A 22,994-nucleotide genomic window follows, 5' to 3' on the forward strand; every position below is an offset into this window, starting at 1 on the left:
AAGACATGGGTCCCGACCTTTTTTCCCCTTTCTTAGCGAGCGACGATGTCCGAGTATCCGGTTCTATACAACGAAGAAGACAGACTTGATGCGGTCGCGCAATGCGGCTTGCTCGACACGCCCGACGATCCCCGACTCGATCGCATCACGAGGCTCGCCGCGTACGTGACGGCCTGCCCGATCGCCCTGGTCTCAATCGTTGCCGCACACCGGCAGTGGTTCAAGTCGCGGCACGGACTCGTGGCCAAGCAAACCCCTCGTGATCTCGCCTTCTGCAACTATGCACTCGTCGAGCCCGGCATCTTTGTGGTCGAAGATGCTACAAAAGATGATCGATTTCGCACGAATTCGCTGGTGACGGGTGACCCCGGGATTCGTTTTTATGCAGGTATCGCGCTCACCGGAACCGGCGGCCACCGTCTCGGGACCTTGTGCGTTATCGACAAAGCCCCCCGAGCGCTCTCGCCCGTTCAGCGGCGGTTGTTCGAGGACCTCGCCGGCTGTGCCGCTGACGTTCTGCGCGTCGTGGAAGCCGAAGCCTCGTCGACCGACACCCAGTAGATAAATCTCGGTTGGGTTGAGGGCAACGGGCCCGAAACTTCGGACGCGCGGAACAAGAAACGCAGATCGCGTTGCCCGCCGCGCTGGCTGGCTCAATCGTCGTTAGACCACTCAGTTTTGTTGCTTTCTCCCCTCGACCAAAGCTCCTTGACTTCCTCCGTCAATCCGTAGGCTCGGTAGAGCGTCGAGACAATGGTGTCTCGGCCGCTTGCGGAGCGAGCATGGCCTATCGAGGCGAGTTCAAAGACATCATCTACCCCAACGGAAAACGGGAAGCACGGGTCGCCCAATATCGACTTGTTCTGATCGAGCGCGAATCCGAGGTCTCGGTCGTAATTCATTTGCGTCGTGAGGCGGAGGGTCAGACCTATCTGTTCGAGCGTGATCGCGAGTTCGACGTGGTCGCTGGGCGCATTGTCGATAAGGAGCTTCGTGGGATTCGCGTCGACCGAACGCGCCTCGTGGTGGAGTCAGAAGGGGCGTTCACCGAATATCCACTGAACTTCAACGCCGCCGAGTTTCCGTCTCGCGTCTCGCCCGAGGAGCCATGGAAGCCGCCTGTCGTTGCTCTCGAATCACGCGACATCGTAGGCGGCAGCGTCGCCCTTTTCGTGGACCTTGGTGCGGGACAGTCCGCGGAACCGTGGCTCACGGGCCTATTACGCGATTGACAAGAGGCTTTGCATTGTTAGGCACCCTCTTAAGAACGCCCGTTTGCAGCCGCTAATAGGGTCTACCGTAAGACGACGCTCATCGCCATGTACCAAGAAGAACCAGTGCTTTCCGAATTCCTCGCTGCCGGTGACGAGATCAACCTCGCGCTGCTGGAGATCGATTCCAGAGAATTCGCTACTGCCGGCGACCGCAATCTCGCGCAACGAGCAGTGTTTGCCGACGTGATGGCGAAGCGCGGCTTGCGAGACCGTCGGGAAGCGGTGCTATGCCACGAGATTAGCGCCCTAGTTGCGAACCGGCCAATCATGACTAGCCTCTTCGACTTTGTTGAGTTGAAGGCGTTGTGCATGCTCCGAGTTGCGCCGTCGCTTGTCGACCGGTTCATCGCGGTAAAACGTGACAATCCAGCTTTCGGCCTAGGCGAGATCATGGCGGTAGCCATCGAGGCGCGCGAACGCCACCAATGGGGACACTATTGGCAGGAGTGAAGCAACGATATGCGGTCGGCGAGTGGGATTCGTTATGGGCCAGCGACCCGTACATGAAGCACCGGTTCGTGCTCGATCCCGAGTCGCGCACGGTCATCGCCGGCGAAGACCGCATTCGCCGTCACTGGTGGTCGATGCGTCCTGAGCACGTCGCCTATATGCAGCAAATTCTGAACGAGACATTCGACTTGATTTGGGACGAGCCCGAGGAGTTCGGCTTTGTTCGTCAGGACGAGATACCGTCATGGGCGACTAAAGCATGGCCGTGGCCGCCGTTGCCCGAGGTTGAAGAGGTCGAGAAGATGCTCGACAATTCCGACGTCCCGCTAGAACGCGACGAATCCGGCTGCATCATCTTTCCGCCCCGCTTTGTCGCCGACCGACGGAAGTAGCGGCAGACAGCAGCACGGCTGCCCGCCAGTCGAACTTGCGGCACACTGCTTCTTTTCGTTGGATGGACGTTCGGTGGCCAAGGCATACAAACCCACGGTGGAACAGGAAGCCGTCGTCGAAGCCGCAAAAGGCGGCGGCGATCTGAAGGTCAAGGCGTATGCGGGCGCAGGCAAGACTTCGACGCTGCGGCTCGTCGCTCAGCAGCTTACCGGCCAGCGCGGCAGCTACCTGGCATTCAACAAGGAAATCGCGGACTCGGCGCGCCGCGGCTTTCCAGCCAACGTCTCAGCGCGCACCGTCCATTCGCTCGCCTACGCGAGCGCCCCCGCGTGGCTGACCGCACGCATCAATCTGCCGTCCGAGCCGCCGCACGAACTGGCTGCCCGATACGGCTTCGGGCCTATTGAAGTGCCGACCATCACGGGAAAGAACGCGGAGGTCGCGCCCTTCGAAATCGGCCGTATGATTGCAGACGGTCTCGGCCGCTTCTGTCGGTCCGCCGACGATACGCCGCAGCCCTTCCACATACCGGTCGATGAAAAGATCCGCGACGATGCCGCCGACTGGCTGCGCGAGCAGCTCGCACCGAGCATTGGACGGCTATGGGCGGAAAGCATTAACCCGCGCGGCCTGAAGGCGATACAGCCGGACGTTTATCTGAAGGTGTGGGGCCAGTCCAATCCACGTATCAACGCCGACTTCATCTTGTTCGATGAGGCGCAGGACAGCGACGGCATCATGCTGTCGGTCCTCGCGAAGCAACGGCACGCGCAGACCATCTACGTGGGCGACCCGTATCAGCAAATCTATGAGTGGCGCGGTGCTATCAACGCAATGGCGCAAATCGATGCACCGGAGCGGCCGCTGACCGAATCGTTCCGCTTTGGGCCCACCTTCGCGGGACTCGCGAGTTGCGTGCTTGCGCTACTTGGAGAGAGCACCCCGATCCGAGGCCAGCCGAGCATCGGCTCCATCATGGTCGAAGATCCGTCGGTACAGCCGCCGGTGGACGCGGTGCTTTGCCGAAAGAACGCCACGGCCATCTGGCAGTTCGCGGCGGGTGTCGAGATGGGCCATCGCCCCGCGTTGCGCATGAACCCGAGCGAGATCATCGCATTTGCCGACGGCGCCGACCAGTTGCTTAGCGGCCGGCGAGCGTTTCGGCCGACAGCACTGTCGCTGTTCGAAAACTGGAAAGAGGCGCAGGCATTCGCCCGCGGCGCGGTCGGGCGCGACTTGCTGCCGGTTGTCGAGATCGTTGACGACCGCGGCACCGGCTACCTGCGTGCGCTCGCTCAACGTCAGACGCCCGAAGCGCAAGCCGACTATGTCATCTCGACCATTCACCGAGCGAAGGGACTGGAGTGGAAACGCGTGCGTATCGTCAATGACTTCCGCTTCAAGATGGTCGATGGGCGGCTGACGTTGGACGAGGACGAGATGCGGCTGCTGTATGTCGCGCTCACGCGCGCCCAACACGTGCTCGACATCTCGGAGCTTCGTGAGGAGCTGCTGCGGCTATTCAACCTGCGCGTGTAGCTTCGCGCCTCATCATTCATTCCACGATGGACTGACCAAACGGCATGGCCGGGCGACGATCGGTCATGCGTACGTCAGACCCTATCCACTAATTCGCGCCCATCCGCTGCCGCGCGCTCATGAACGGACCGGTCGGTTTGCGTTCGGGCGCAAAGCGATCGAAGCCCACCGGCCCGGGCATGTCAATATAGACGGCTTCCATACCCTGCCGGCTATACGTTTCATGCCAGAAGCCTGCGCCGCGGCTATCGCGCAGGAAGTCGCGCCACCAGCGCGAATGCGGCTCGCTGCGGGTAAATGCTTCGAGGCTGTCGAGGTCGCGCCAATACTGCCGGATACCGATATGGTTGAGCGAGAAGAATACTTGCTCACTCGAAAGCAAGCCATCGGGCGGGTTCAATTCGATCTGTCGAAGCCCTTTACCGATGCCAAGTATCGCTGCGATGCCCCTCAGTCGGCGCACGCGAAAGCCTAATAACACGACCACGAGATTCGGGTACGCACTGAGATCGACGGATCTTCGAACGACGGAGGCTTGCATTGCGGCTCCTGCGGCTTCTCGTGGTAACGACGTAAGGATAGTCGCTGATCGATCGCCCGCTCATGTCGAGTATCGCGCGGGTTACCAGAGCCCCTTCGTTGGCGAGCTTTTCGAGGCGGTGTGCGTGGTAATGGTCATGCTGCCAGCAGAGCGTCGTTCGAAACCGCCGACTTCGCTGCCACACCAATGCTGCGACCAGCGAGCTCAACGACCATCGCATCAGTGCTCATGCGGAAGAAGCACAGCACTTGCGAGGACGACGCGAGCTTCTGCGTTTGCTCCGGCGAAAGCTTCAGCAGCAGGTCTGCCATCTCCCTCGAGAGGCCCAGATGCGACTGTGCCGCTTCCCGGTCTGATGCCAGAACGCGTTGCGCGAGCATCAGATACGACATGTTCAATTCGCGGATAGCACTGAGATCAGAAGCGGTGTTCATAGCGGCAGACCAGTAATTAGTTCGACTTGCTCATTGCGCCGTCAGTCGAAGCGGGAACGAATTGTCTGATCCAACATCGATGCTCTGCAACAAATAGTTACATCGGGTAAACGTCGCTTACAGTTAAAGCTAACTGTCCGCAATCGTTCGCGCGAGAAGCCGCTGTTTTATCCGTAAGCACCTTCTGCCGTAAATCTCTGCGGTTTCACGCTCGATTCAACGCTTTTTGCGATATTTTTTGCGCTGCGCGTGATTCGAACGTGCGTGTTATTCGGCAATTTCGACAAGGCTCAGCACAAGTAAGTTCTACGGCTCGGCATCTTTTACTGGCGTAATTAAACGACAGCCTCTTGTCGGCTGCTAGCAAGGACTCGATTGGTTGGACGACCACATGACGATCATTCATGTAGACTACTGTACAAACGTACAGTACGGGGTTCGACATGGGAGCGTTAGCCCTCGAAGACATTCATCCATCGATCTGGCGCGGCTCTCAACTGGCCTCAGCTCGTCTGAACGTCATTCCGTGTGGATCTGAGACGCTCGCCGCAGAACTGCCGGGCGGCGGCTGGCCCAAGGGCGCACTGACCGACTTGCTGGTGCAGCAGCCGGGCGTCGGTGAATTGCGATTGTTGTTGCCGGCGCTGAAAGCTGTCGCCCAACGGCGTATCGCCCTTCTCCAACCGCCGCACCGGTTTCAGCCCGAAGCCGCAGCCTATTGGGGCCTGCCCGAGACGTCGGTCAACGTGGTGCGCGCGCAAAAGACGGCTGATGCACTGTGGGCGGCGGAGCAGATCCTTCGGTCCGGTACGTTCGGCGCTTTGCTTTTCTGGCAGACCCACGTTCGTCCCGAGGCGCTCCGGCGCCTGCACCTCGCCGCGCAAACCGGCGAGTCGCTGTTTTTCATGATCCGGCCGCTTGCCGCCGCGAGCGATACCAGCCCGGCTCCGCTTCGAGTCGCGGTGCGCCCGGCGCGCGACAGCGTGTCGTTGCAGTTTGTGAAGCGGCGCGGCCCCGCCCGCGATGAGCCGCTCGTCGTTGGATTAACCCATTCGCCTATCCTGTTGAATCGCCATGCAAGTGTGGATCGGCGTATATCTGCCGCACCTCAGCCGAGAAGTCTTCCAGCCGAACTGGTCATCCACGAGTGACACAGGTCTAGTCGTGCTTGACCATGAGCGTGTCGTTGCGCTCGATCATGCGGCGCATGAGGCCGGGGTTCGCGTTGGCATGCGCAAGGGCGGCGTCCTCACGCTCGCGCCGCACGCGCGCATCCACGACAAGGACGAAATCAAAGAGCAGCAGGCCGTCGCCGATGTCGCTACGGCCTTGATGCAATTCAGCCCGCAGGTATCGATCGCCGAGGAACAGACCGTTCTCGTTGACGTGTCGGCGAGCCTCACGCTGCGACACCGAGAGCGACTCCCATTCCGCCTGTTGCGCCGCGTCCATGCCTGCCAGCTCGAAGATCGCACGGCGCCGAGCCGCGGCGCGCACGCCGATGAGCTTGATGCCGAACACTTCACGCACAGCTTGCTTGGTCGTTCGGTTGGCGTCGTCGGGCCGGTCCAGCATGCCGAGCAGATACGACACGTCCGCCGTCTGAACCGCTTTCGCGAACTCGTTGGCGTACGTGTGCGTGTGCCTGCCGTGATCGAGAATGGCCAGTTGCTTGCCGAGTTGGAGGTCGCGCAGGCTGAGGTTGCCCTCCTCGCGCGCCTTCTCCAGTTCGGCCAAGCGTCTGTCCCTGATGCCGTCGGCAAGCGTGCGCCTGAGAACTTCGGCGAACTTGCACGCCGGCAGGCCGATATCGACCGGTTTCAGATACGAGTCAGGCAACGGATGCGCCTCGAGGATGCCCTTTGCGTACAGCAGGTCATCGACTTCGACGGTCGTCGGTTCCTTCGGGGCAAGGCCCATCACCATCACCAGCAACGCTGCGTTGGCCGAGGTGATTGGTTGCTTCGAACGACGCATCACGGATGCGAGCGGCACGAGCTTCGAAAGCGGCAGTGCGCCCCGCAACTCCGGCACAGCCAGAAGTGGCTTGGCCCATTGCAGGTCCGAGTCGAATTTCGACAACGATGTGTAGTCGTCGATCACCTCTTGCGGAACGGGCTTGCCAGCAGCCAGCGCATAGGCGACATGAACTTCGTGCCGGCCGTTGCACTGCCGATCATCCAGCATCGGGCCTGCATAGCGGAACCCGAAGCGGCGTTGCGACTCCTGTTGCAGCAGCTCGAATAGATCCAGACCACGACGTCCGGCCTTGGCCGCCTCTTCGTTGGCTAGGGCCACCTGATCGGACGAGAAGAGATAGAGCGGTTCGCGAGCCAGGTCGAACGCGAGATACAGCAGATTCCAGTGCTCGCGCCGAATCTGCCAGGGCTGGAGCGCGGAAAACGACGGTCTGAAGTACGCAGCGTCGATTTCGTCGATGAGCGACAGGAACAGGCTCACCGCCGTTCCCGGCTGGCGAACTGTCAGCCTGCCGTTGTAGCGGGTCACGGCGACCGGGTGGCCGAAGAAAGTAAGGGAGATGTCTGCTGCGTCGATGCCATCGGCATGAGAGCCGGTGCGCAGAAAGCCCAGCACCTCGAGCATGGAGCGGAACGACTGGGCGAAGCCCTTGAAGGAAAGCTGGTACATGATCGATTGCCTCGGAAAATTGCGGACAATCGGTCCCTGTCGGGTCGATGCCCGCAAGGGTTGAGTGCGCCAGATGGCGCAGAAGAAGACTGAGGGGTTAAGCCGCGTCGAGGAGACGCGCGATCAGACGTGCCAGCGACCACGCGTGGTCACTGGATAACACCTTCGCGCGAAGCAAGGGCATCACGGCGTAGGTCCGATCAAGCGAATCGCTAAGCTGCGGTCGGCTGACGTAGTCGACATGCACAATCCAGCCCTCGCAGTTTCCGATGCAAACAGAAACGGAGACCCGGTCGTATGAGGAAGGCTCAGGCCACGGTCTGCTGTGGCGCGCCCCGTACATGGCCTCGTTCGCGTCGTCCTGCAGGTTCGCGTGGCAGAGCCATTCCGGTTCGATCTCGGTCCCGCGCAAGAAGCGGCACAGTTCCGTGAACACCTGATCGACCGTCTTGCCGTCCGTGGTCAGCCGAGCGACCGACTTGATATCGACTTCGCCGGTCGCCGCAACGCCGGCCGGCAGCGCAGCCGTGTTGGTTTGATTCATAGGTGAAGCTCCTAAAACGAAGAGCGCGCCCGAAGGCGCGCAAAAAATGAAGGCGAAAAAAAAACCGCACCCCCGAGAGGTGCGGTTTCGTCTTTTGGACTCAGCTGGCGCTGCGTCGAATCATTTGCCCCAATCGCGTTCGCGATCGGCTTTTTGCCCGTTGTGCCCGGTCCACAGAAAGAAACCTGCAATGGAGAGGCCCAGGACCAGCGTGAAAATCGTTGCACCCATTTCACTCTCCTTTCATATTGAAATAGCCGCAGTACCACAATACTAACCCAACCAAGGCAAGAGCGATCGTGTTTGCTGCGGTCAAGAAGTCCCAGGATGACGCGGAATGAGCATAACCGACCGCGCCAACTATCGAAGCCGCTGAGAGCGTGTGGAGCAGACGCCCGTTCTGCTGGCGTTGATCCTTCGTCGGCGTTTTGATTGCATGAAACACCTGGCGCCATCCCGGACCCGGGCCCGCAGGGAGCGAGACTACGTACCCCCCGCTGACGTTCGACACAGGCAGTATGTAGCCCATGTATTCGAGCGTGAAAGACGGTGAGCACTCAGACTCCTCCATCTTGGCGAGCAGCCCGAGAACACGCGGCGCCAGATGAACTCGGCCAGTTGCTGGATCGAGTGTAACCCGGTCCATGATCGTGGTTCCGGAGCTGTACTCGATCTTTACTTTCGCCAGCTTCATCGACGACCTCCGCACTTAGAGTCGATTCCGCCGGCCAAACGCAAGCCGTCCAGCATCGCTCGATAGCCCGAGGGCGTTTCGAGTTGAGTCAGGGCGACGTGGTTTTCACCTCCGCCCGTCAGGTCCGAACGGCCGCGACGAGTTCTGAAGCTAAGCGCGACGCCGGAACCTGCACGATGCTCAAGCACATCGACAAAGAGCGTCTCCGTGCGCAACGAAACCCGGACCGCAGTCACTGAGCCGCCCAACTGCAGCGAATCGGTGCGGCCTGGCGCCGGACGCGTTGAACTCAGGGTGCGACACGATCGCCTCGAACTCATCGACGTCACCTGCCTGTGCAGCGACTTCCACCGGGAGCATCCCGTAGAAGTTTTTGCCGTTCACCTCGTTGGCGGAGGGATTCCAGCCGCTGGTCTGCCCGTGGGCGATCAACTGATAGTGGTTCATTGATAACTCGTCAGATGGTTGCGTCGATTCGCCGGTTAGTGGGTGATCCGGTAGCCGGACCCGTTTGAGACGAGGAAAACCTGCTGTCCCGGGGCGAACTGCTGGTCATCGACCTGCGTCACGACAACTGTTTGGCCGTTGGCGCGTCGAAGGAAGACTTCCACGCCGGTGTGGCGCGACATCACGGAACTGACGCGCTGCGCGATAAGTCCCGAAGCGGAGCCGGACAACGCACCTGCGATGTAGCGGCCGCGACCATTGCCGATGACTTGCGAGCCCAGGAAGGCACCCGCTGCCGCACTGACGATCGAGGAAATGCCCGACGAGTCGGAATTGCTCTCGATTGTGATCGGACGCACGCGCAGGATGGTTGCCTGCTCGAACTGCCCGATGCGTTGAACGTCGTAGCGCTGATAGGTGTTCGGCGAACCGAAGTCTGCAGTAGCGCAGCCAGTCAGAACCGAAAGAAGCAACACGGAGCAGAGAAACTTGAACATGGATCACCTGAAATGAAAGCGGGGCAATCCATTCCCGAAGGGCTGGTTTGCCCCAAAGGGAAGAGAAATGAGCTATACGCAGCGTTGAGCTGCGCGGGTCAGTGGGTGACCGAGGCGATTGCCGTCGAGAGCGACACGACGACAACGAGAAACGACAGCATCTTCCAAGCTTCTGCGTCCTGCTTGGCGTACCAGGCGAGACTGTTCAGAGCGTGTTTAATGATCGGAAACAAGGGCAACTCCTGAGAAAAGTAAGAGCCGCCCGCGATGGGAGGCTCCCATCAAGGAAAGGTTTGGACCAAGAAACGGCGTCCAGCGCACTGCACTGGACGCGTCATTTACGAAGAACTACGAGGCGCTGCGGCTCAGGTGATGCAGTCTGATGCGACCGCTTTGCACGAGATGCCGTTCGGCTTGGTGATTGAGCGAATAGTCCCAATCGACCATTGCCGTACCGTCGCTCCACACCGAACTGATACGACCGGTGTAAAGCTGCGGCGGACTGGCCTCGACGTCCTGACCGACCACACGCTGATTCGCCATGAAACCGTTCATGCTGGAGACTTTGACGACAGGTGCGAGAGTGCGAGACATAGACAGCTCCTAAATGAAAAGGGAGCCGTCTCCCGTTGGGATTGGCTCCCAAGGGGACGAAAAAAGGCGACCAACAAGGGTCGCCAGAAGATTGCCGTCATCAGACGGCGGGAAAGAAGTGGCCTTCCAGCACGCTGGAGGGTTAGGTTCGATGCGCAAAAGCGCGGGGAATGACGCTAGTCTACGGAGCCGAGGACGAGGCCAAAGCTCGAAAGCTACGGATTTCGCTATGCCTTCCGGTTTTTCGACCACTCTGCACCGTGCGAGCCACGATTCAGAAGGTTGTGGCTACCTCGCGCAGCTGCGCCAGTTGCTCCGCCCTCACCGGCCGCTGATATAGGTAGCCTTGCGCGAATGGGACTCCAGCTGCGGACAGCGCGGCGTGCTGGGATTCGGTCTCGACGCCTTCGGCGATGACCTCCAGTCCGTAATGCCTCGCGACTGAGACGATGCCCCGGATGAGCTCGGCGCCGCCTTTGTCCACCTCGCTCACGAACTGCCGATCGATCTTCACAAAGTCGAACGGGAACCGGCCAAGCAGATCGAGATTGCTGTGCTCGGTCCCAAAATCGTCGATCGCGAACTTCACTCCCTTCGCTTTTAATGCGTTGAACGTAGCCGCTGTATGTGTGCTTTTGCTAAGCAGGAACCGCTCGGTCAGTTCCAGAACGAGACAGGCGCTCGCCGGCAACTCAGCGGTAAGGGCTTCGACCTGAGCGACGAAGCCTCGTCGTTCGAGATCACGCGGCGCAACGTTGACCGCGATGCGCAACGGGACCGTTGCCGACTGCTGGGCCATTTCGGCCACTGCCGTCCGCATCACATACTGCGTAACGGGTCCAAGCATTTCGCTCGACTCGACCTCCGCCATGAACGACGCCGGATTGATCGCGCCTAGTTTCGGGTGGTCCCACCGGAGCAAAGCCTCAACGCCGACCATTGACCGCGTGGCGGTATCAATGATTGGCTGGTAGACGACATGGAACTCATTGCGCCGAAGCGCGTGACGCACGGCGGTCAGCACCAGTCGCCGGGGGGCGAACGTAAGCAGGTAGATCGCGGCGATCAAGCCGTCGACGAGGAGCCCGACCGCAAAGCCCGCAATTCTGTATTCCCAGTGCATGCCGGAAACAAAACCTGCGGATGACGACACCAAGATTGCAAATGGCCATTTCTGCGATGCGACCCGCGTCGTGTATTCAGCGAGCGGTGCGGACGCCGGCATAAAGACGCCACGAGCACTGATAGTCCCGGTTCCCGAGACCGAGATCACGGCTGTATGCGCGCCATACCTGAGACCATGCGCGAGGGCATCGGTGAGGTACTCCGCCTCAACGATCGACAGCACACCTCGACCGGGCGCCGTCCGATGGAACATGGCCAGAACCGGCACTCCCGGCTGAAACTGCGTTTGCGGAAGAAGACCGATGCTGTCGCGTATGCCCGAAGAGAGCGGGTAGTCGGACAGCGAGAAGTCGATGGCTCCGAACGCGGAGGAGCAGTAGGCGCGATCGCCGGATACCAGTGCAATCGCGCGCACGTAGCGCACATACGTTTGGAGGACCGACAGTGACGGCCAAGCCCGGCTGCACGCTTCACCGGGCAGCCCGGCGAGTTGTTCGCGGCGTCGCGTACTGACGCTGTCGAGGATTCGGTCGACTGATGCAACCAGATCGCGGCCAATCAGTTGCTCATGGTCCGCCATTCTTTTCGTCGCGAGCTGCTCCCCGACCACGATGCACACAAGCAGCACGGCGGCACCGCAGACGATGCAAAGCAGCAGCGATAGGCGCGTTGGTGCTCGATAAATGTCATCAGCCATAGACCTTCGCTCGCTTCGCAATCACAAATTCATCCGTATGTCTGAAACTGCCGGCTTCCGTGCCGTCACAAGCGAAAAAAAAACGCCAGCTCCATCGCTGGAGTGGCGCTGAATGATCCGTCAGCCTCCGAGGGGCCAGTGACGAACCTGAGAGAACCGGTAATTTACCAATCGACTCGGGTCGGTTGAACGCGTAAAGCTGAGCAAAAGTTGCGCGATTCTACCGAGCAAAACCTAGGAACCTCTCAAAAAAGAAAGCCGATGCAGCGCATCGGCCCGAAGACGCGTCCGCCGGGGCAGCGGAACACGAGAGAGAGCTTTCACTATACCGCTGCGCGCAAACGTTTGCTCAGACATTTGGTAGCGCCGGTCAGCCAGCGCCCGCCCGGCCTGCCCCAGCGGCACGAGCTTTGCAAAGACGGCGCCTTCACAACGAAAATGAATCAGACCAATCATGAAGAAGCACGTCTCGGGGAACGCGGCGGCCGCGCGGAGTGACTTGCCCAAACGTACGGCGCGGGATGCCGAAGTTGAACTGTCGCACCTGGAGTCAGTGTTCCGTTCACTGTCTCCCGGGTCGATTCCGGCCGTTCTCGGTCCAGCCTACTGGCGTTCGCGCGTGTCCGCGCTGGATCGTCAATACATGCTGCTAGTCACCCAACGGGCGCGCCTTGCAACTCTCATTCGCTCGATCGATGACCTCGAAACCGCACTGGCCGCAGCAGCACCGTCGCGCGATCGCCTCCAGATAGCGGCATAGATGCTGCAGGGTGGCGAGAATGGCGGCCGCGCAGCCCGCATGGGCCTAGCGCCTTGACTTTGCGCTGTAACTGCGAAGATGGATCAAGCTCACTCGATTCTCTTCGCCATGTTCCAAACCATCGACCTGTCCTCGCTGCGCCCCACCCGCCCCACCTTCGACGCGGCGCGTGCGCGTGACGTCGCGCTCACGCCCGAAGTCTCTGCGCTGCTTGCCAGCGACGCGGTCGTCGCTATCGGAGTGAGTGGCGGCAAGGACAGCGTTGCATGCGCCCTTGCGGTCTCCCGGCACCTAGACGCCATCGGCCATAATGGCCCGCGCATCCTCGTACACTCGGACCTTGGCCGCGTCGAATGGAAGGACAGCGGTCCTGCGTGCGAGCGTCTCGCCGCACATCTGGGTTGGGAGCTTTTGACGGTGCGGCGGCAAGCTGGCGACATGCTGGCCAGATGGGAAAAGCGATGGACAAACAACGTGGAGCGGTATAGCAACCTATCGTGCGTCCGACTGATCTTGCCGTGGAGCACGCCGGCTCTTCGTTTCTACCAGTGAGCTCAAGTCCTCGGTTGTTTCGAGCGCGCTCAACAAGCGTTTTCCGACGCAGAACGTGATCAACGTGACAGGCGTGCGGCGCCAGGAAAGCAGCGCGCGCAGCAAGATGGCTGTTGCGGCCCCGCTCGCTCCGCTGTCGACCAAGGGTCGCAGCGGTATGACGTGGAATGCTGTCATCGAATGGACCGTGGACGAGGTCTTCACCGAGATCGCTGCGGCCGGACTTGCGCTGCATGAGGCGTACACGGTGTATGGCGCGTCGCGCGTATCGTGCGCCTACTGCATCATGAGTTCCCTCGACGACCTGCGAGCCGCGGCAAGCTGCGCCGACAACCACGATGTCTATCGTGAGATGGTGCAGCTAGAAGCCGACTCGACGTTCGCCTTCCAAGGGCAACGGTGGCTGGCCGACGTCGCGCCCCATCTTCTGCCGCCTAAGCTGGCCACGGACGTTGCACGTGCGAAGGCTGCCGCCGTCGAGCGCCAAGCCATTGAGGCGGAGATCCCTGCACACCTGCTCTTCTCGTCGGGGTGGCCGACCGCCCGACCGACGCCCGACGAAGCGGAATTGCTCGCGAGCGTGCGCCGCCGCGTCGCCCAAACAGTCGGCATCGAGGTCGGCTACACCAGCGCGACCGAGGTTATGCGCCGGTACGACGAGCTGCTGGCACAGCGGCAAGGCGCGCCCTCGGCTGCCGACGCAGACGCCATCGCACCCGCAGCCGTGTCAGTCCCGGCGCAAGCGAGCTTCGCCTTCTAACGGGCGAAAAAAAACCACGCCCCGGAAACCGGGAGCGTGGCGTTGATCAGAACAGCATTAGGCGAGACAAAGCGAGAGCTGAACGTCCGCCGAGAAGAAAGCCGGGTCCGGCTGAGCACCCTCTCGCGCGAGCGGCACCTCCCACTGGAGTTGCGCATCGCTGAACGAACCGAGACCGTACAGCAGCCGGTCCGTGTCTTCGCGATTGAGCAAGTCGCCGAACGCGAAGCTATAGACCGCAGGGGCGCATGCGCCCTCCGTCACGAGCCCGAGCGTTTGCGCAAGCTCGTCGGCGCGGCGAGCCCGCCACTCCTCGGTGCCCTCGGGCGCGCGCGTCACCGTGATGCGCGTCGCCGCGGGCACTTGCGGAGCGTCGGTCAAGGCGTCGCGGAACGCTGGAATTGCCTTCTTGGCGAACCCCGGCGTTTCCATTTCAACCGGATAAGCGACTTCGGTGATGAAGGAGCCGACCGCGCTGTATTGCCAGCCAGCGTGACGCCACGGCGCCGCGCCCATTGCGACCAACACATTGTGCTGGTCGATCGAATGACACCGCACCTCGGGCATCCGCTCCATCGCGGTCTTCGCTGCCGACGGCACCGGCACCTCGATCTGCGCGGTCCCACAGTCGTACTCCTTGAGCACTCGCCAGACGCTGAGCGGGCCGCTGTTCCCATAGATTGAGAGCAGTAGGTCGATGTCCGCGTGCAGCGAAACGCTAAGGCTGCCGCCGACCAATTCATCGATACGAGACTCAAACCCCGCCCGGATCAACGACAGCCGGACATCATCCAACTGCGACTCAGGCACCGCCGAGTAGCACGAGGAGCCGACCGACAAATCGATCGACCGATCCCGGAGCAGCGTAGGCTTGGCAAGCTCACTTCTCCAGCTGGCGATGTAGTTTTCAGGCCGTATCGATCCATTGCGGCTGCGGAGCATCCCGCCTTCGCAACTGGTCGCGTGCGAAAAGATGCGGCGCATGACCTGCGCATAGTTGCCCAGTGCCACGGCCGACCAGTGGTCGGTGTGCGGATAGACGTTTGACTCATAGCCGCGCTCGAACAACGCGTAGATCCACTCGCCGTCGGCCTTTTGCATTGCGCCTGCGCGCTTGCCCGTCAAAATCGAAGAACCCATGTTTTGCTCCATTGGTACGCGGAGCAGCCCCAACGGGCTGCGTACCCGCTGAGGTAAAAGAGAACCGCTCCACGAGGGAGCGGCTAATGCTGTTAGCGCAGACGCGGCATAACCGAGAAGGCGGTCAGGCACTGCATGCAGCACATGACCAGGGCGAGCCAGACGCCGAATGCCGCACCGAATACAACGCCGTGTGCGCCGCACGCGGCACTTGCGCCGATAACCACCGCGACGCCGCGCGCAAGGTGCGACATCAGGAAGCGGTTGACGACCCAGTCGCACACACGGGCGAAGAGTCCTGGGCGGGCGCGGTCTCGCTGACAGGCGACCTGCCATGCGAACGAGGCCGCGAGAACGCCGAGCAGCCCGGCCATGACTCGGCCAACTCCCGATGCGTCGTGCAACAAGTGCTCGTACGCGAACCTGACGGCCATGCCGAGGTAGCCCGCCGGCGGGAGCGTATTTGCGGCCGTTGCGGCAAGAAAGGCCGCACAGCACCACCAGCGCTCTTGCCACAACGCCGCCGCCACTTTGAGCGGTGCCGAAACTACGATTTCAATGTCTTCCGACATTTCGGATACTCCTATGAGGTTGTCGTGCTTGTTGAGCACGAAAGAAAAATGCCGACCCCTTTGCGGGGGTCGGCAGTGATGGAACAACGACTTACTAGGCAGCGAGCTTGGCCTTTCGGCTTTTCCTCGCCTTCTTCACAGGCGGCTTCGGGACTTCGTACCCAAAGCGCGCCCACGCGGCCGCATCCAACGGAATCGGATTCGTGCGCCCCGTTGCGAGGTTCACAAACACGCCCGAGAACGGCACCGCGCCAGTTCGAAACATGGTCCAGAGCATGTTGAACGCTTGAACCGCGATGGCCTGATTGATGACCAGCGACTGCTTGCGCAGCGCCTCGGCCATCGAACAGGACGGGGTCTCGTCTTTCGCATCGAGCTTCGCGTCAATCAGTTCCGGAAACAACTCGCCCACATGGGGCAGCCGTTCCGGATGTTTCAGCGCGTAGCTCTTGCTACAGACTTGACCGATGACAACTTGTCCGCGATCCGTGTCGTTGCCGCAGTCGAGGTAATACGCCCCCGTGTGCTGGGCGGCGCCAACAATCGCAGCACGAGCGGCTCGCGTATCGACGCAGCCGATCACGAGATCGACGTTGTAGAGCGGCTCGCCCGGACCGAAGCGCCGGGTTTCCGCCCGCCAGTTCGTGCCCATCAGTGCGTTTAGCCGATTGACGATAAGCGATGCTTTGTACTCGCCCACGTCGTTCGGATAGAAGCCCTGCCGGCCGACGTTGGTCGGGCTGACGGTGTCGTCATCAAAGACGGTGCAGTCGATGCCGCCCGGATGGCCCAGTTCCAGCATCGCGTGGTGCAGCCGCGCCAAGCTCGGGAGCACCGCACTTCCGGTACCGCCCGCGCCGACTACGACCACATTCCAGCTTCGCTCGAGCATCCGCGAAGGAAGTTGATGTCGGATGATCCCGTTCATGCAACCTCCTGAGCGCGAGCCGCCGCGTACCAACTGCTCGGCACGCGCTCGACGTTCTCGAAGATGCCTTTAGCGCACAAGCGCATCGCCATACTCGGCACCGACGACGCGCAGTTCCCGACGACGAAAGCGAACTTCGTCTCGTGACGGTCATCTTCGTTGTCTGTCGGCGAGAAGTACGCGGGATGCGCGCCATGCGAATGGCAGTCGATGACCCGCAGTTCGCTTGGCAGAAGATCTGGTCGCTCGTACTTCAGCGACCCGGTCCCCTGTGACAGCACCTTCACAGGTGCGAGGCGAAACTGCTTCGTCTCGACGTTCCAGACGACCCACGCACCGGTTTCCAGCGGATGCGCGGCGCGCGCCATCGTGACGAACTCGCCGATCAACTCGGGCGGCACCGCACCACAGCGCAACTCTGTCGACTCGACCACTTTCCCGTACGGGATCGCGGTCGGGACCGTGTAGTGCGCAATGCGGCGAACGACCGAGAGCCACGGCAGATCGATTTCTAGGAAGACACCGTTCTCGCCGATCAGCAGCCGCTCACCTGCCGCCTGCATTGGCGCGACCGGCTCACGCCGGGGCACCATGACAGTCGGAAATGAGCGTTGAAGCGCGGCATCGGCAGGATTCAAAGCACCAGCATTCATCATCGAACTCCTTGTTTGCCGGCGATCAGCTCAGCGAGGGTAAGGTCCATAGGGACGAGCGCGTCTTTCGGGAATTGCTCGCCGTACTTGCCGTCGAGCATTGGTCCGGAAAGCGCACGCACAGACCTTCGTGCACGACTTCCCACCCCTCGCTCACGTTCTCGACCACAAACCGCGCATTGAGCTCGTCGACCGACAGGTGATACGAAACGCCATGCACCGCGTATTGGTATCGGCCGTCAGCCTCGCGGTCGAACTGAACTTCGGCGCCCGCCTTGATGAGCGGACTGGCCCAGCGCGTCGCGTCGACCTTGTGGGTCTCCTTCGCGACCCCCGACACGTGATCTTGCGATCCCGCACCAGTGGTCCAGGCAACGTGCCGCAACGGTACTGACTGTCGCTGGCTGCGTCGCATGCGTCTGCGAAAGTGCTCCATGAAACCGGGTGCGAGTTGCGGCTCCCCGCCTACGCTGCGGATCCGATCAAGCAACTGCCCGAACGCTCGCACCGGGTCGTCCTGCACAAGATACGCTTCCATATCCAGCATGCCCTGCCCGGAATAGCGAAAGCCACGGGGCAGGCGGTGACCGTCGCGCGAGTAGATGCGCTTTACGAGCACCGCATTGAGCACCATCGCCTCGTTGAAGCCGCAAGCGAAGGACAGGCGAATGCACCGACCATCGTGCGATACCTTGACCGACTTGTCGCCGGTGACGGCACGCGTGATGAACGGCACGCTGTCATCGAGCTTCTGCAGTCGCAGCCGCGCTTCGCCATAGGACCGTTCCTCGAAATGCAGGCCGAGATTCGGGCCCGGCTCCGCGAGGTCCTGAACTACCGCGCGCACGAAGTCGGACGGGCGATCGCGGTAGCGGTCGAACACGACCACCGCCGTGCGCACGTTCGCACCTTCCAGCTTGAACGCGTCGCCCGGCAGCTCGAACAAGCCCGCGGCGCGACGCTTCAGACTGTCACCCTGCTCGCCGGCGGCCATCGCCTCGGCCGTCGTGAGCGGCAACAGCGCAACCACGATGTTCGCCGCTTCCAACGCCTGATGTACCGCGTAGTCGTGGCTCAGCGCGCTGGTGTACGCGCCATACCGGCCCCACGTGGTGCATCCGAGCGGCTGAAGATGCGGCGACTCGAGGTGAATCGAGAACGGCGGATTGATCAACGCGATATCGAAGCGCGCGGGATGGATCTCTTCCATGCCGGCTCGCCGGAACTCGCAGTGGAACCCGGCCTCTTCGAATACCTTCTGACATTGCTCGATAACCTCGGCATGGACGTCGATGCCGTACACGGCATGGCGTTCCGGGTCAGCGTACTGCAACAGCCTGCCCGAGCCTACCGAGTTATCCAGGATGCGGATGCGCCGATCGATTCGCCAGCCGCTCACGAAGCTCCACATGAACGCGGCGATCGCGTCCGGGGTGAAGAACTGCCCAAGGTGCTGCCGGCGTGCCGCTGCCAGCTCGCCCTGATGAGCGATCGACGGCGCCTGCGACCCTAGACTTCGGATCGCACGCAACGGTTCATACCAGTCGCGCTCGAACGAAAACAGATCTCTCTGCACGGATTTGCTCCTAAAAATGAAAAGACCCGCCGAAGCGGGTCAGAATGAGGAACGGTCGCGGATCAATACCGGTCGCGCGAGGCGAGGTACTGCGCGCCGAACTCGCTGATGAAGAGGGACAAAGCGTCGCCCACGTCGTGGGCAAACTTGAACTGCCACTTGTCGTTGAACATCACTATTTCCAGACCCGGGAAGCTCAACTTGTCGCGGGTGGAAAAAGTGAGGCGGTGAATGTTGAAGTTGCGCAGTTGCATCGCGAGCGCGGTGAACTGGTGCTTCTTCGCGAAGGTCGCCAGACCGTCGAAGGTCGAGACAACGGTTTGCTGCGACGAGTAATAGACCTCGCGCTGCCCCTTCGACTGATACGAACCTTGAGAGGTGACGCGCTTTTCGAGAATCACCGCGCTGCTGGTGCGCTTGATCTCGGTGTCGGGCTTCAACCAGAAGCCGTCGATGATGGCCTTGGCTGCTTGCTCGAACGCAACGCGCTCGCCAGCTTCGCCGCCGAACGTTCGCTCCAAGTGTTGCCAGAAGCCGTTCAGGTCAGGGACGTTGTGCTTCCGCAGCTCTTCTTCGATATCGAGGCCGCATCGGTCGAGTTCGCGACTCTGGTCAATCTCGATTCTGCCGCCTGCGGGCGCGAACTTGCGGCTCGCCTCCATCACAAGCCGCGAGAGCAGCCGTCGGCAGAACGTGTTGAGCTCGCGCTCGACTTTGTATTCGCTTCGAACTTCCATCGCCGAATACTCGGTCATCTTCTCGATCGAATCGACTCCATTGCCCTCCCACGACTTGTCCTCGGTGGCGATGTACGAGCGAACAAGACCTTGCTCTCTGCGGTCAACGTAGCTTTCCAACGGGCCAATCAGGTTCGGCTTATGCATCCACTGGGCGAGTGCGCGAAGATAGGTCAGCTTGTTTTCGATTGTTCCGCCCGTCAGCTTCTTACGAACCCAGATGTCCACAAGTGCCTCGACGTGCTTCTGCTTCAAGGCCCACGGAGATTTCAAAGCGTATCCGTTCTCGCGAAGTTCCACGAATGCGTGGCAGATCTTCTGGATCCGATATGCCTGTGTCTTTAATGACAGCGGGTTCTTACTCACGCGAGTCCGGCTGTGCACGCGAGCGACGTTGTCCTCCAGTAGCCGTTCGAGTGCAACCTTGAAGTCCTCTGGCAAGTTGTAGCGACGAAGTTCCGAGCGGACGTTTACGGTGACCGACATTAGCGATTCCCCAGTGCTTTCTTGATCAAGTGATTAGTTGAGTAGCAGAGCGCCCGTCCCGTCTCGAACGATTGGCGCAGCTCGGGCGACCGTGCAATGTGGCCGGATATCTCAATCACACCTGCCGCCGCGGATTCCCAGCCGGCCGCCGCCGCATGCCTAAGCGCAGCTCGTCGAGCATTCACATCGTCAAAGCCGTATCGCACGGACAACTGCCACATGGACCACGCTAGGTCTGCCTCAAGCGGATGATTGACCCACGGCTCCTGGGCGGATTTCTGCGAATTTGTAGTGGTGGCATGACCCGCCGCCAGCGAGACGAAACGCCCGTGCGGCTCGACTCGCCTGAGCGATGGCTCAAGCAGGATTTCTCGAGCACTGAAGCGGAGTGCTTTAGAAACGTCTGGCGTCCAGGGCGAATAGCGCTCGACGGCCGGTCCGAAAGCGCGCAAATACAGCGGCGGCGCAGGCGCTAAAACCTCTATTCAAGGTGTGGCTTTTGCCCACGCAACCAAGCTCTCAGGGGTGACTGAAGTTTGCTCGCACAGGGAGGCGAAGTCGCCGGCATGCCCGCCGGACTTGTAGTTACATTTGTCGAGCTTCGCTAGAAACCCATCCATGTCGACCGCATTGCGCTCGAAGCGATGAGCGCGGTCCAGGTCTAGCGTCAGCCCATGATGCCGTCCGACCGAACGGAATACGTCTAGGAAAACAGGCCCCAAGACGCGGTGGTACGAGCCGACAACATATGAGCCCGTTACTGCCTTTCGAAGCACGAACACCTCCAACGGCTCCTGCATCGTTTCCTCGTTGTTTTGCGCTTGGTACGCGGACACTGACATGTGCCCGATCCCGTTGTCGCCGGGCGAGGACCGCAGGGAGCCTATCCCCTCGTCTCTTCGCGCTGCGCGCCGCGTAACCCCGCCGGGTCCAGCCTTCCTCGCCTTTAGCGATTCCATTCGATCAGCCCCGCACGTGGAAGAAACGTGCATCGACCGTCCGTTTTGCTGCGTGCTGCCGGTCTCACGCTTCGCGTGTTGACCGCCGCCGACTAGCTCCTGGTAGGCATCAACGCGGGCCCGCTTCGCGGAACCTCTCGCCGTTGATTGCTTTCCCTGCTACTGCCGACAGTCCTGTCGCGCGCTTTTCGCTGCGCGACTCGGCTATGCCGCTGCTACGGCTACCGCGCCGGCCTTAGCACTGATGCGCTGAGGCCAATTGCTCGGTAATTGCTTTTGCGCTGTCTTGTTCCGGTTGCGCCGACCGTTCGTCTTCCGTACAGGGAGCAGTCGCCTCTCTGGCTTGCTCGCTCCCCCATCCCCAAGCGCGTTGAATCCGCCGCGGTGTGTCGGGCCTCATGCAACGTACCCAGCTTCGTGTGCTGTAAGGATGCGTCCATGCCGTCGAATGCGTCGGTGTTAGCAGCAGCAGACTGTGTCCGTGTCCGCTCGCACCTCGACTCAACTTGCTTTCTCGGGCTGAACTGCCCGCAAACCCAATGGATATCGCGTGTCCGTGTTCCTCAACTTGGCTCACGGTGCGTTTGATTTGATTCAGAAAAAGGCCGCATGATTTTGCGGCCTGTGACAGAGGGGATTTTCGCTAGGCAAAGCGGTCCCCTCGATGGTCCGTATAGGAGGTTCGATGCGCTGGTCGCGCGGTTGGTGATTGGAATATTAGCCGCTCGGAAGACAACGCAATTTTCGAAAGCTGCCTAAATGTAGTGAGCTTTTGCTTCCTTGACTTTCCGTGCCGATCTGTAGAGTTGGACGCGTGTGAAGTGGACTTTTCTCACCGAATTCGTCCAGATAACTAACGGATTGAAGCAAGGCCCGGCACCCACTCTTGCTTCTCACCGTTAAGGTGGAGATAACTGACAGTTATCCGGACGTTGGAAGAGAGAACGCGTCATCACCGCCCATCTGCCACTTTTCTGTCAGATAACGGGCAGATGAGTGTGGCCTATTGAAATGCTCTGGAGAGAGAATGAACGCAATGAAAGTAAATGCGCCCGTCCTTGCTGTCGACGTCGGTTATGGCAACACGAAGGTTGCCTTTCGCAATGGATCTGACGTCTCAACGTTTATGTTCCCATCGCTGACGCCGCCGTACAAAGCACATACGATCGCCAAGGAAAGCGCCGGATTGATCACGACGCCGAAGACGATCGCCGTGGAGGTAGAAGGGAAGCGCTATCAGGTCGGCCCGGGCGTCCTGTTGAGTTCGCGCAACGGCGATGCGGGCGCGACGCTGAACGACGACTACTGCACCACTTCGAGCTATGCCGCATTGCTGGCAGGCGCGTTCCATTTCGCCAACATTGCATCGGTCGACCGCTTGGTCCTCGGTCTGCCGATGCGGAACTTCCACACCCACGTCGCGCATTTGCGCAGTGCCTTCGCCGGCAAGAATGCCTACGGCGAAGTCGAGTTCGATGTCGGGAGCGTCATCGTGCTGCCGCAGCCTCTGGGCGCATTGGTGAACTTCTCGCGCTATCACGAGTTCGACAAAGAGGATCCTCACCTTATTATTGACGTTGGCTACTTCACTACGGACTGGGTTGTGGCAACGGGGCTCACGATCGACGAGGAGCGCAGCGGAGGTCATCACAGCGGCGCATCTCACTATTACGAGGCTATCGCGGCTGTCATCAAGGAGAAACTGCATATCGACACGCAGGGGATTGAGCGGATCGATAAGGCGTTGCGCACCGGGTCCACATTGCTGCTCAACGGGAACGACTACGACCTTCGCGAGTTCCTGCCTGGAGCGCAAACGGTCATAGACGCGGCGGTTAAAGCGATCCAAGCTGGTGTGAAAAACACCGTCGACATTCGCTCAATCGTTCTTACCGGTGGAGGTGCGGCTCTCTACATGTGAACTTTCGCCGTTAAGGAGCCAAACCGTTTTCGGCATAAAGGCGCCGGGGACTTTTCGGCGTTTAGGCGCCAC

Annotated in this window: 27 protein-coding genes; 10 read left to right on the plus strand and 17 right to left on the minus strand. The window is 60.8% G+C overall.

From position 1 onward, the window contains the following. The first annotated feature begins 45 nt into the window (after positions 1 to 45). The 5 genes from NCR34_RS26170 to NCR34_RS26190 all read left to right on the plus strand — a co-directional run bounded on the left by NCR34_RS26170 (position 46) and on the right by NCR34_RS26190 (position 3,656). Positions 46 to 561: a GAF domain-containing protein gene (locus NCR34_RS26170; protein ID WP_248324042.1), complete on the plus strand. Its 516-nt coding sequence runs from the start codon at positions 46 to 48 to the stop codon at positions 559 to 561. Positions 562 to 782: 221 nt separating this feature from the next. Next, complete coding sequence (locus NCR34_RS26175) at positions 783 to 1,232, plus strand: hypothetical protein (protein WP_248324041.1); 450 nt, start codon at positions 783 to 785, stop codon at positions 1,230 to 1,232. A gap of 87 nt (positions 1,233 to 1,319) precedes the next feature. Further along, complete coding sequence (locus NCR34_RS26180; protein WP_248324040.1) at positions 1,320 to 1,724, plus strand: hypothetical protein; 405 nt, start codon at positions 1,320 to 1,322, stop codon at positions 1,722 to 1,724. Positions 1,725 to 1,777: 53 nt separating this feature from the next. Beyond that, positions 1,778 to 2,116: a hypothetical protein gene (locus tag NCR34_RS26185; protein ID WP_248324039.1), complete on the plus strand. Its 339-nt coding sequence runs from the start codon at positions 1,778 to 1,780 to the stop codon at positions 2,114 to 2,116. Between the two features lie 73 nt (positions 2,117 to 2,189). Beyond that, positions 2,190 to 3,656 carry a 3'-5' exonuclease gene (locus NCR34_RS26190; RefSeq protein WP_248324038.1) on the plus strand — a complete coding sequence of 489 codons (1,467 nt, stop codon included), beginning with the start codon at positions 2,190 to 2,192 and terminating at the stop codon, positions 3,654 to 3,656. Positions 3,657 to 3,744: 88 nt separating this feature from the next. Here the strand turns inward: NCR34_RS26190 and NCR34_RS26195 are convergent, their stop codons facing one another. Then, positions 3,745 to 4,197, minus strand: a complete 453-nt coding sequence (locus NCR34_RS26195) for a monooxygenase family protein (protein WP_248324037.1) — start codon at positions 4,195 to 4,197, stop codon at positions 3,745 to 3,747. Positions 4,198 to 4,331: 134 nt separating this feature from the next. Then, complete coding sequence (locus tag NCR34_RS26200; RefSeq protein WP_248324036.1) at positions 4,332 to 4,631, minus strand: flagellar transcriptional regulator FlhD; 300 nt, start codon at positions 4,629 to 4,631, stop codon at positions 4,332 to 4,334. A 443-nt stretch (positions 4,632 to 5,074) separates the two neighbouring features. Between NCR34_RS26200 and imuA the strand changes: the two genes are divergently transcribed. After that, positions 5,075 to 5,782, plus strand: a complete 708-nt coding sequence (gene imuA, locus NCR34_RS26205) for a translesion DNA synthesis-associated protein ImuA (RefSeq protein WP_248324035.1) — start codon at positions 5,075 to 5,077, stop codon at positions 5,780 to 5,782. A gap of 7 nt (positions 5,783 to 5,789) precedes the next feature. On the opposite strand, the gene NCR34_RS28380 is transcribed toward imuA, so the two are convergent. From NCR34_RS28380 to NCR34_RS26240, 8 genes are all read right to left on the minus strand, one after another. Then, a complete protein-coding gene (locus NCR34_RS28380) occupies positions 5,790 to 7,280 on the minus strand; it encodes a hypothetical protein (RefSeq protein ID WP_502800127.1) in 1,491 nt (496 codons plus the stop codon). A gap of 97 nt (positions 7,281 to 7,377) precedes the next feature. After that, positions 7,378 to 7,824: a hypothetical protein gene (locus NCR34_RS26215; RefSeq protein WP_248324034.1), complete on the minus strand. Its 447-nt coding sequence runs from the start codon at positions 7,822 to 7,824 to the stop codon at positions 7,378 to 7,380. A gap of 232 nt (positions 7,825 to 8,056) precedes the next feature. Beyond that, the gene (locus NCR34_RS26220; protein WP_248324033.1) at positions 8,057 to 8,518 is read right to left on the minus strand and encodes a hypothetical protein; all 462 of its coding nucleotides are present in this window, start codon (positions 8,516 to 8,518) and stop codon (positions 8,057 to 8,059) included. Positions 8,519 to 8,698: 180 nt separating this feature from the next. Next, complete coding sequence (locus NCR34_RS26225; protein WP_248324032.1) at positions 8,699 to 8,965, minus strand: hypothetical protein; 267 nt, start codon at positions 8,963 to 8,965, stop codon at positions 8,699 to 8,701. A 35-nt stretch (positions 8,966 to 9,000) separates the two neighbouring features. Further along, positions 9,001 to 9,462 carry an outer membrane lipoprotein gene (locus tag NCR34_RS26230; protein WP_248324031.1) on the minus strand — a complete coding sequence of 154 codons (462 nt, stop codon included), beginning with the start codon at positions 9,460 to 9,462 and terminating at the stop codon, positions 9,001 to 9,003. Positions 9,463 to 9,560: 98 nt separating this feature from the next. After that, positions 9,561 to 9,695, minus strand: coding sequence for a hypothetical protein (locus tag NCR34_RS28120; protein ID WP_256465428.1), 135 nt, complete (start codon positions 9,693 to 9,695; stop codon positions 9,561 to 9,563). A gap of 115 nt (positions 9,696 to 9,810) precedes the next feature. Beyond that, complete coding sequence (locus tag NCR34_RS26235; protein WP_248324030.1) at positions 9,811 to 10,056, minus strand: hypothetical protein; 246 nt, start codon at positions 10,054 to 10,056, stop codon at positions 9,811 to 9,813. 274 nt (positions 10,057 to 10,330) lie between these two features. Continuing rightward, complete coding sequence (locus tag NCR34_RS26240; RefSeq protein WP_248324029.1) at positions 10,331 to 11,878, minus strand: EAL domain-containing protein; 1,548 nt, start codon at positions 11,876 to 11,878, stop codon at positions 10,331 to 10,333. A gap of 454 nt (positions 11,879 to 12,332) precedes the next feature. Here NCR34_RS26240 and NCR34_RS26245 point away from each other — a divergent pair, with 454 nt between their 5' ends. From NCR34_RS26245 to NCR34_RS26255, 3 genes are all read left to right on the plus strand, one after another. After that, complete coding sequence (locus tag NCR34_RS26245) at positions 12,333 to 12,638, plus strand: hypothetical protein (protein WP_248324028.1); 306 nt, start codon at positions 12,333 to 12,335, stop codon at positions 12,636 to 12,638. 78 nt (positions 12,639 to 12,716) lie between these two features. Then, complete coding sequence (locus NCR34_RS26250; RefSeq protein WP_250501270.1) at positions 12,717 to 13,190, plus strand: tRNA lysidine(34) synthetase; 474 nt, start codon at positions 12,717 to 12,719, stop codon at positions 13,188 to 13,190. A 55-nt stretch (positions 13,191 to 13,245) separates the two neighbouring features. Next, the gene (locus NCR34_RS26255) at positions 13,246 to 13,950 is read left to right on the plus strand and encodes a hypothetical protein (RefSeq protein WP_250501271.1); all 705 of its coding nucleotides are present in this window, start codon (positions 13,246 to 13,248) and stop codon (positions 13,948 to 13,950) included. A gap of 57 nt (positions 13,951 to 14,007) precedes the next feature. On the opposite strand, the gene NCR34_RS26260 is transcribed toward NCR34_RS26255, so the two are convergent. The 7 genes from NCR34_RS26260 to NCR34_RS26290 form a co-directional block, all read right to left on the minus strand. Further along, complete coding sequence (locus NCR34_RS26260) at positions 14,008 to 15,090, minus strand: hypothetical protein (RefSeq protein WP_248324025.1); 1,083 nt, start codon at positions 15,088 to 15,090, stop codon at positions 14,008 to 14,010. A 92-nt stretch (positions 15,091 to 15,182) separates the two neighbouring features. Further along, on the minus strand, positions 15,183 to 15,662 hold the full coding sequence (locus tag NCR34_RS26265; RefSeq protein WP_248324024.1) for a hypothetical protein: 480 nt from the start codon (positions 15,660 to 15,662) through the stop codon (positions 15,183 to 15,185). Between the two features lie 94 nt (positions 15,663 to 15,756). Then, the gene (locus NCR34_RS26270; RefSeq protein WP_248324235.1) at positions 15,757 to 16,590 is read right to left on the minus strand and encodes a PRTRC system ThiF family protein; all 834 of its coding nucleotides are present in this window, start codon (positions 16,588 to 16,590) and stop codon (positions 15,757 to 15,759) included. After that, entirely contained in the window at positions 16,587 to 17,243 is a 657-nt protein-coding gene (locus NCR34_RS26275; RefSeq protein ID WP_248324023.1) for a PRTRC system protein A, read from the minus strand. The genes NCR34_RS26270 and NCR34_RS26275 overlap by 4 nt, the downstream gene beginning before the upstream one ends. Positions 17,244 to 17,268: 25 nt before the next feature. Next, positions 17,269 to 18,819 carry a methyltransferase domain-containing protein gene (locus tag NCR34_RS26280; RefSeq protein ID WP_250501272.1) on the minus strand — a complete coding sequence of 517 codons (1,551 nt, stop codon included), beginning with the start codon at positions 18,817 to 18,819 and terminating at the stop codon, positions 17,269 to 17,271. Positions 18,820 to 18,881: 62 nt separating this feature from the next. Next, on the minus strand, positions 18,882 to 20,042 hold the full coding sequence (locus tag NCR34_RS26285; protein ID WP_248324021.1) for a phage integrase N-terminal domain-containing protein: 1,161 nt from the start codon (positions 20,040 to 20,042) through the stop codon (positions 18,882 to 18,884). Positions 20,043 to 20,527: 485 nt separating this feature from the next. Continuing rightward, positions 20,528 to 20,884, minus strand: coding sequence for a hypothetical protein (locus NCR34_RS26290; protein WP_248324020.1), 357 nt, complete (start codon positions 20,882 to 20,884; stop codon positions 20,528 to 20,530). Positions 20,885 to 22,028: 1,144 nt separating this feature from the next. On the opposite strand from NCR34_RS26290, the gene NCR34_RS26295 reads away from it, so the two are divergent. Next, complete coding sequence (locus tag NCR34_RS26295) at positions 22,029 to 22,922, plus strand: PRTRC system protein D (RefSeq protein ID WP_250501273.1); 894 nt, start codon at positions 22,029 to 22,031, stop codon at positions 22,920 to 22,922. Positions 22,923 to 22,994: the final 72 nt, after the last annotated feature.

This window comes from Caballeronia sp. GAWG1-5s-s (assembly GCF_023631445.1).
GTDB lineage: Bacteria > Pseudomonadota > Gammaproteobacteria > Burkholderiales > Burkholderiaceae > Caballeronia.

What these genes read in the sequence shown, in the direction of transcription:
- NCR34_RS26170 (WP_248324042.1), top strand. Translation starts at nt 46, where the DNA reads ATGTCCGAGTATCCGGTTCTATACAACGAAGAAGACAGACTTGATGCG.
- NCR34_RS26175 (WP_248324041.1), top strand. Translation starts at nt 783, where the DNA reads ATGGCCTATCGAGGCGAGTTCAAAGACATCATCTACCCCAACGGAAAA.
- NCR34_RS26180 (WP_248324040.1), top strand. Translation starts at nt 1,320, where the DNA reads ATGTACCAAGAAGAACCAGTGCTTTCCGAATTCCTCGCTGCCGGTGAC.
- NCR34_RS26185 (WP_248324039.1), top strand. Translation starts at nt 1,778, where the DNA reads ATGAAGCACCGGTTCGTGCTCGATCCCGAGTCGCGCACGGTCATCGCC.
- NCR34_RS26195 (WP_248324037.1), bottom strand. Translation starts at nt 4,197, where the DNA reads ATGCAAGCCTCCGTCGTTCGAAGATCCGTCGATCTCAGTGCGTACCCG.
- NCR34_RS26200 (WP_248324036.1), bottom strand. Translation starts at nt 4,631, where the DNA reads ATGAACACCGCTTCTGATCTCAGTGCTATCCGCGAATTGAACATGTCG.
- imuA (WP_248324035.1), top strand. Translation starts at nt 5,075, where the DNA reads ATGGGAGCGTTAGCCCTCGAAGACATTCATCCATCGATCTGGCGCGGC.
- NCR34_RS28380 (WP_502800127.1), bottom strand. Translation starts at nt 7,280, where the DNA reads ATGTACCAGCTTTCCTTCAAGGGCTTCGCCCAGTCGTTCCGCTCCATG.
- NCR34_RS26215 (WP_248324034.1), bottom strand. Translation starts at nt 7,824, where the DNA reads ATGAATCAAACCAACACGGCTGCGCTGCCGGCCGGCGTTGCGGCGACC.
- NCR34_RS26220 (WP_248324033.1), bottom strand. Translation starts at nt 8,518, where the DNA reads ATGAAGCTGGCGAAAGTAAAGATCGAGTACAGCTCCGGAACCACGATC.
- NCR34_RS26225 (WP_248324032.1), bottom strand. Translation starts at nt 8,965, where the DNA reads ATGAACCACTATCAGTTGATCGCCCACGGGCAGACCAGCGGCTGGAAT.
- NCR34_RS26230 (WP_248324031.1), bottom strand. Translation starts at nt 9,462, where the DNA reads ATGTTCAAGTTTCTCTGCTCCGTGTTGCTTCTTTCGGTTCTGACTGGC.
- NCR34_RS26235 (WP_248324030.1), bottom strand. Translation starts at nt 10,056, where the DNA reads ATGTCTCGCACTCTCGCACCTGTCGTCAAAGTCTCCAGCATGAACGGT.
- NCR34_RS26240 (WP_248324029.1), bottom strand. Translation starts at nt 11,878, where the DNA reads ATGGCTGATGACATTTATCGAGCACCAACGCGCCTATCGCTGCTGCTT.
- NCR34_RS26245 (WP_248324028.1), top strand. Translation starts at nt 12,333, where the DNA reads ATGAAGAAGCACGTCTCGGGGAACGCGGCGGCCGCGCGGAGTGACTTG.
- NCR34_RS26250 (WP_250501270.1), top strand. Translation starts at nt 12,717, where the DNA reads ATGGATCAAGCTCACTCGATTCTCTTCGCCATGTTCCAAACCATCGAC.
- NCR34_RS26260 (WP_248324025.1), bottom strand. Translation starts at nt 15,090, where the DNA reads ATGGGTTCTTCGATTTTGACGGGCAAGCGCGCAGGCGCAATGCAAAAG.
- NCR34_RS26265 (WP_248324024.1), bottom strand. Translation starts at nt 15,662, where the DNA reads ATGTCGGAAGACATTGAAATCGTAGTTTCGGCACCGCTCAAAGTGGCG.
- NCR34_RS26270 (WP_248324235.1), bottom strand. Translation starts at nt 16,590, where the DNA reads ATGAACGGGATCATCCGACATCAACTTCCTTCGCGGATGCTCGAGCGA.
- NCR34_RS26275 (WP_248324023.1), bottom strand. Translation starts at nt 17,243, where the DNA reads ATGAATGCTGGTGCTTTGAATCCTGCCGATGCCGCGCTTCAACGCTCA.
- NCR34_RS26285 (WP_248324021.1), bottom strand. Translation starts at nt 20,042, where the DNA reads ATGTCGGTCACCGTAAACGTCCGCTCGGAACTTCGTCGCTACAACTTG.
- NCR34_RS26290 (WP_248324020.1), bottom strand. Translation starts at nt 20,884, where the DNA reads ATGTCAGTGTCCGCGTACCAAGCGCAAAACAACGAGGAAACGATGCAG.
- NCR34_RS26295 (WP_250501273.1), top strand. Translation starts at nt 22,029, where the DNA reads ATGAACGCAATGAAAGTAAATGCGCCCGTCCTTGCTGTCGACGTCGGT.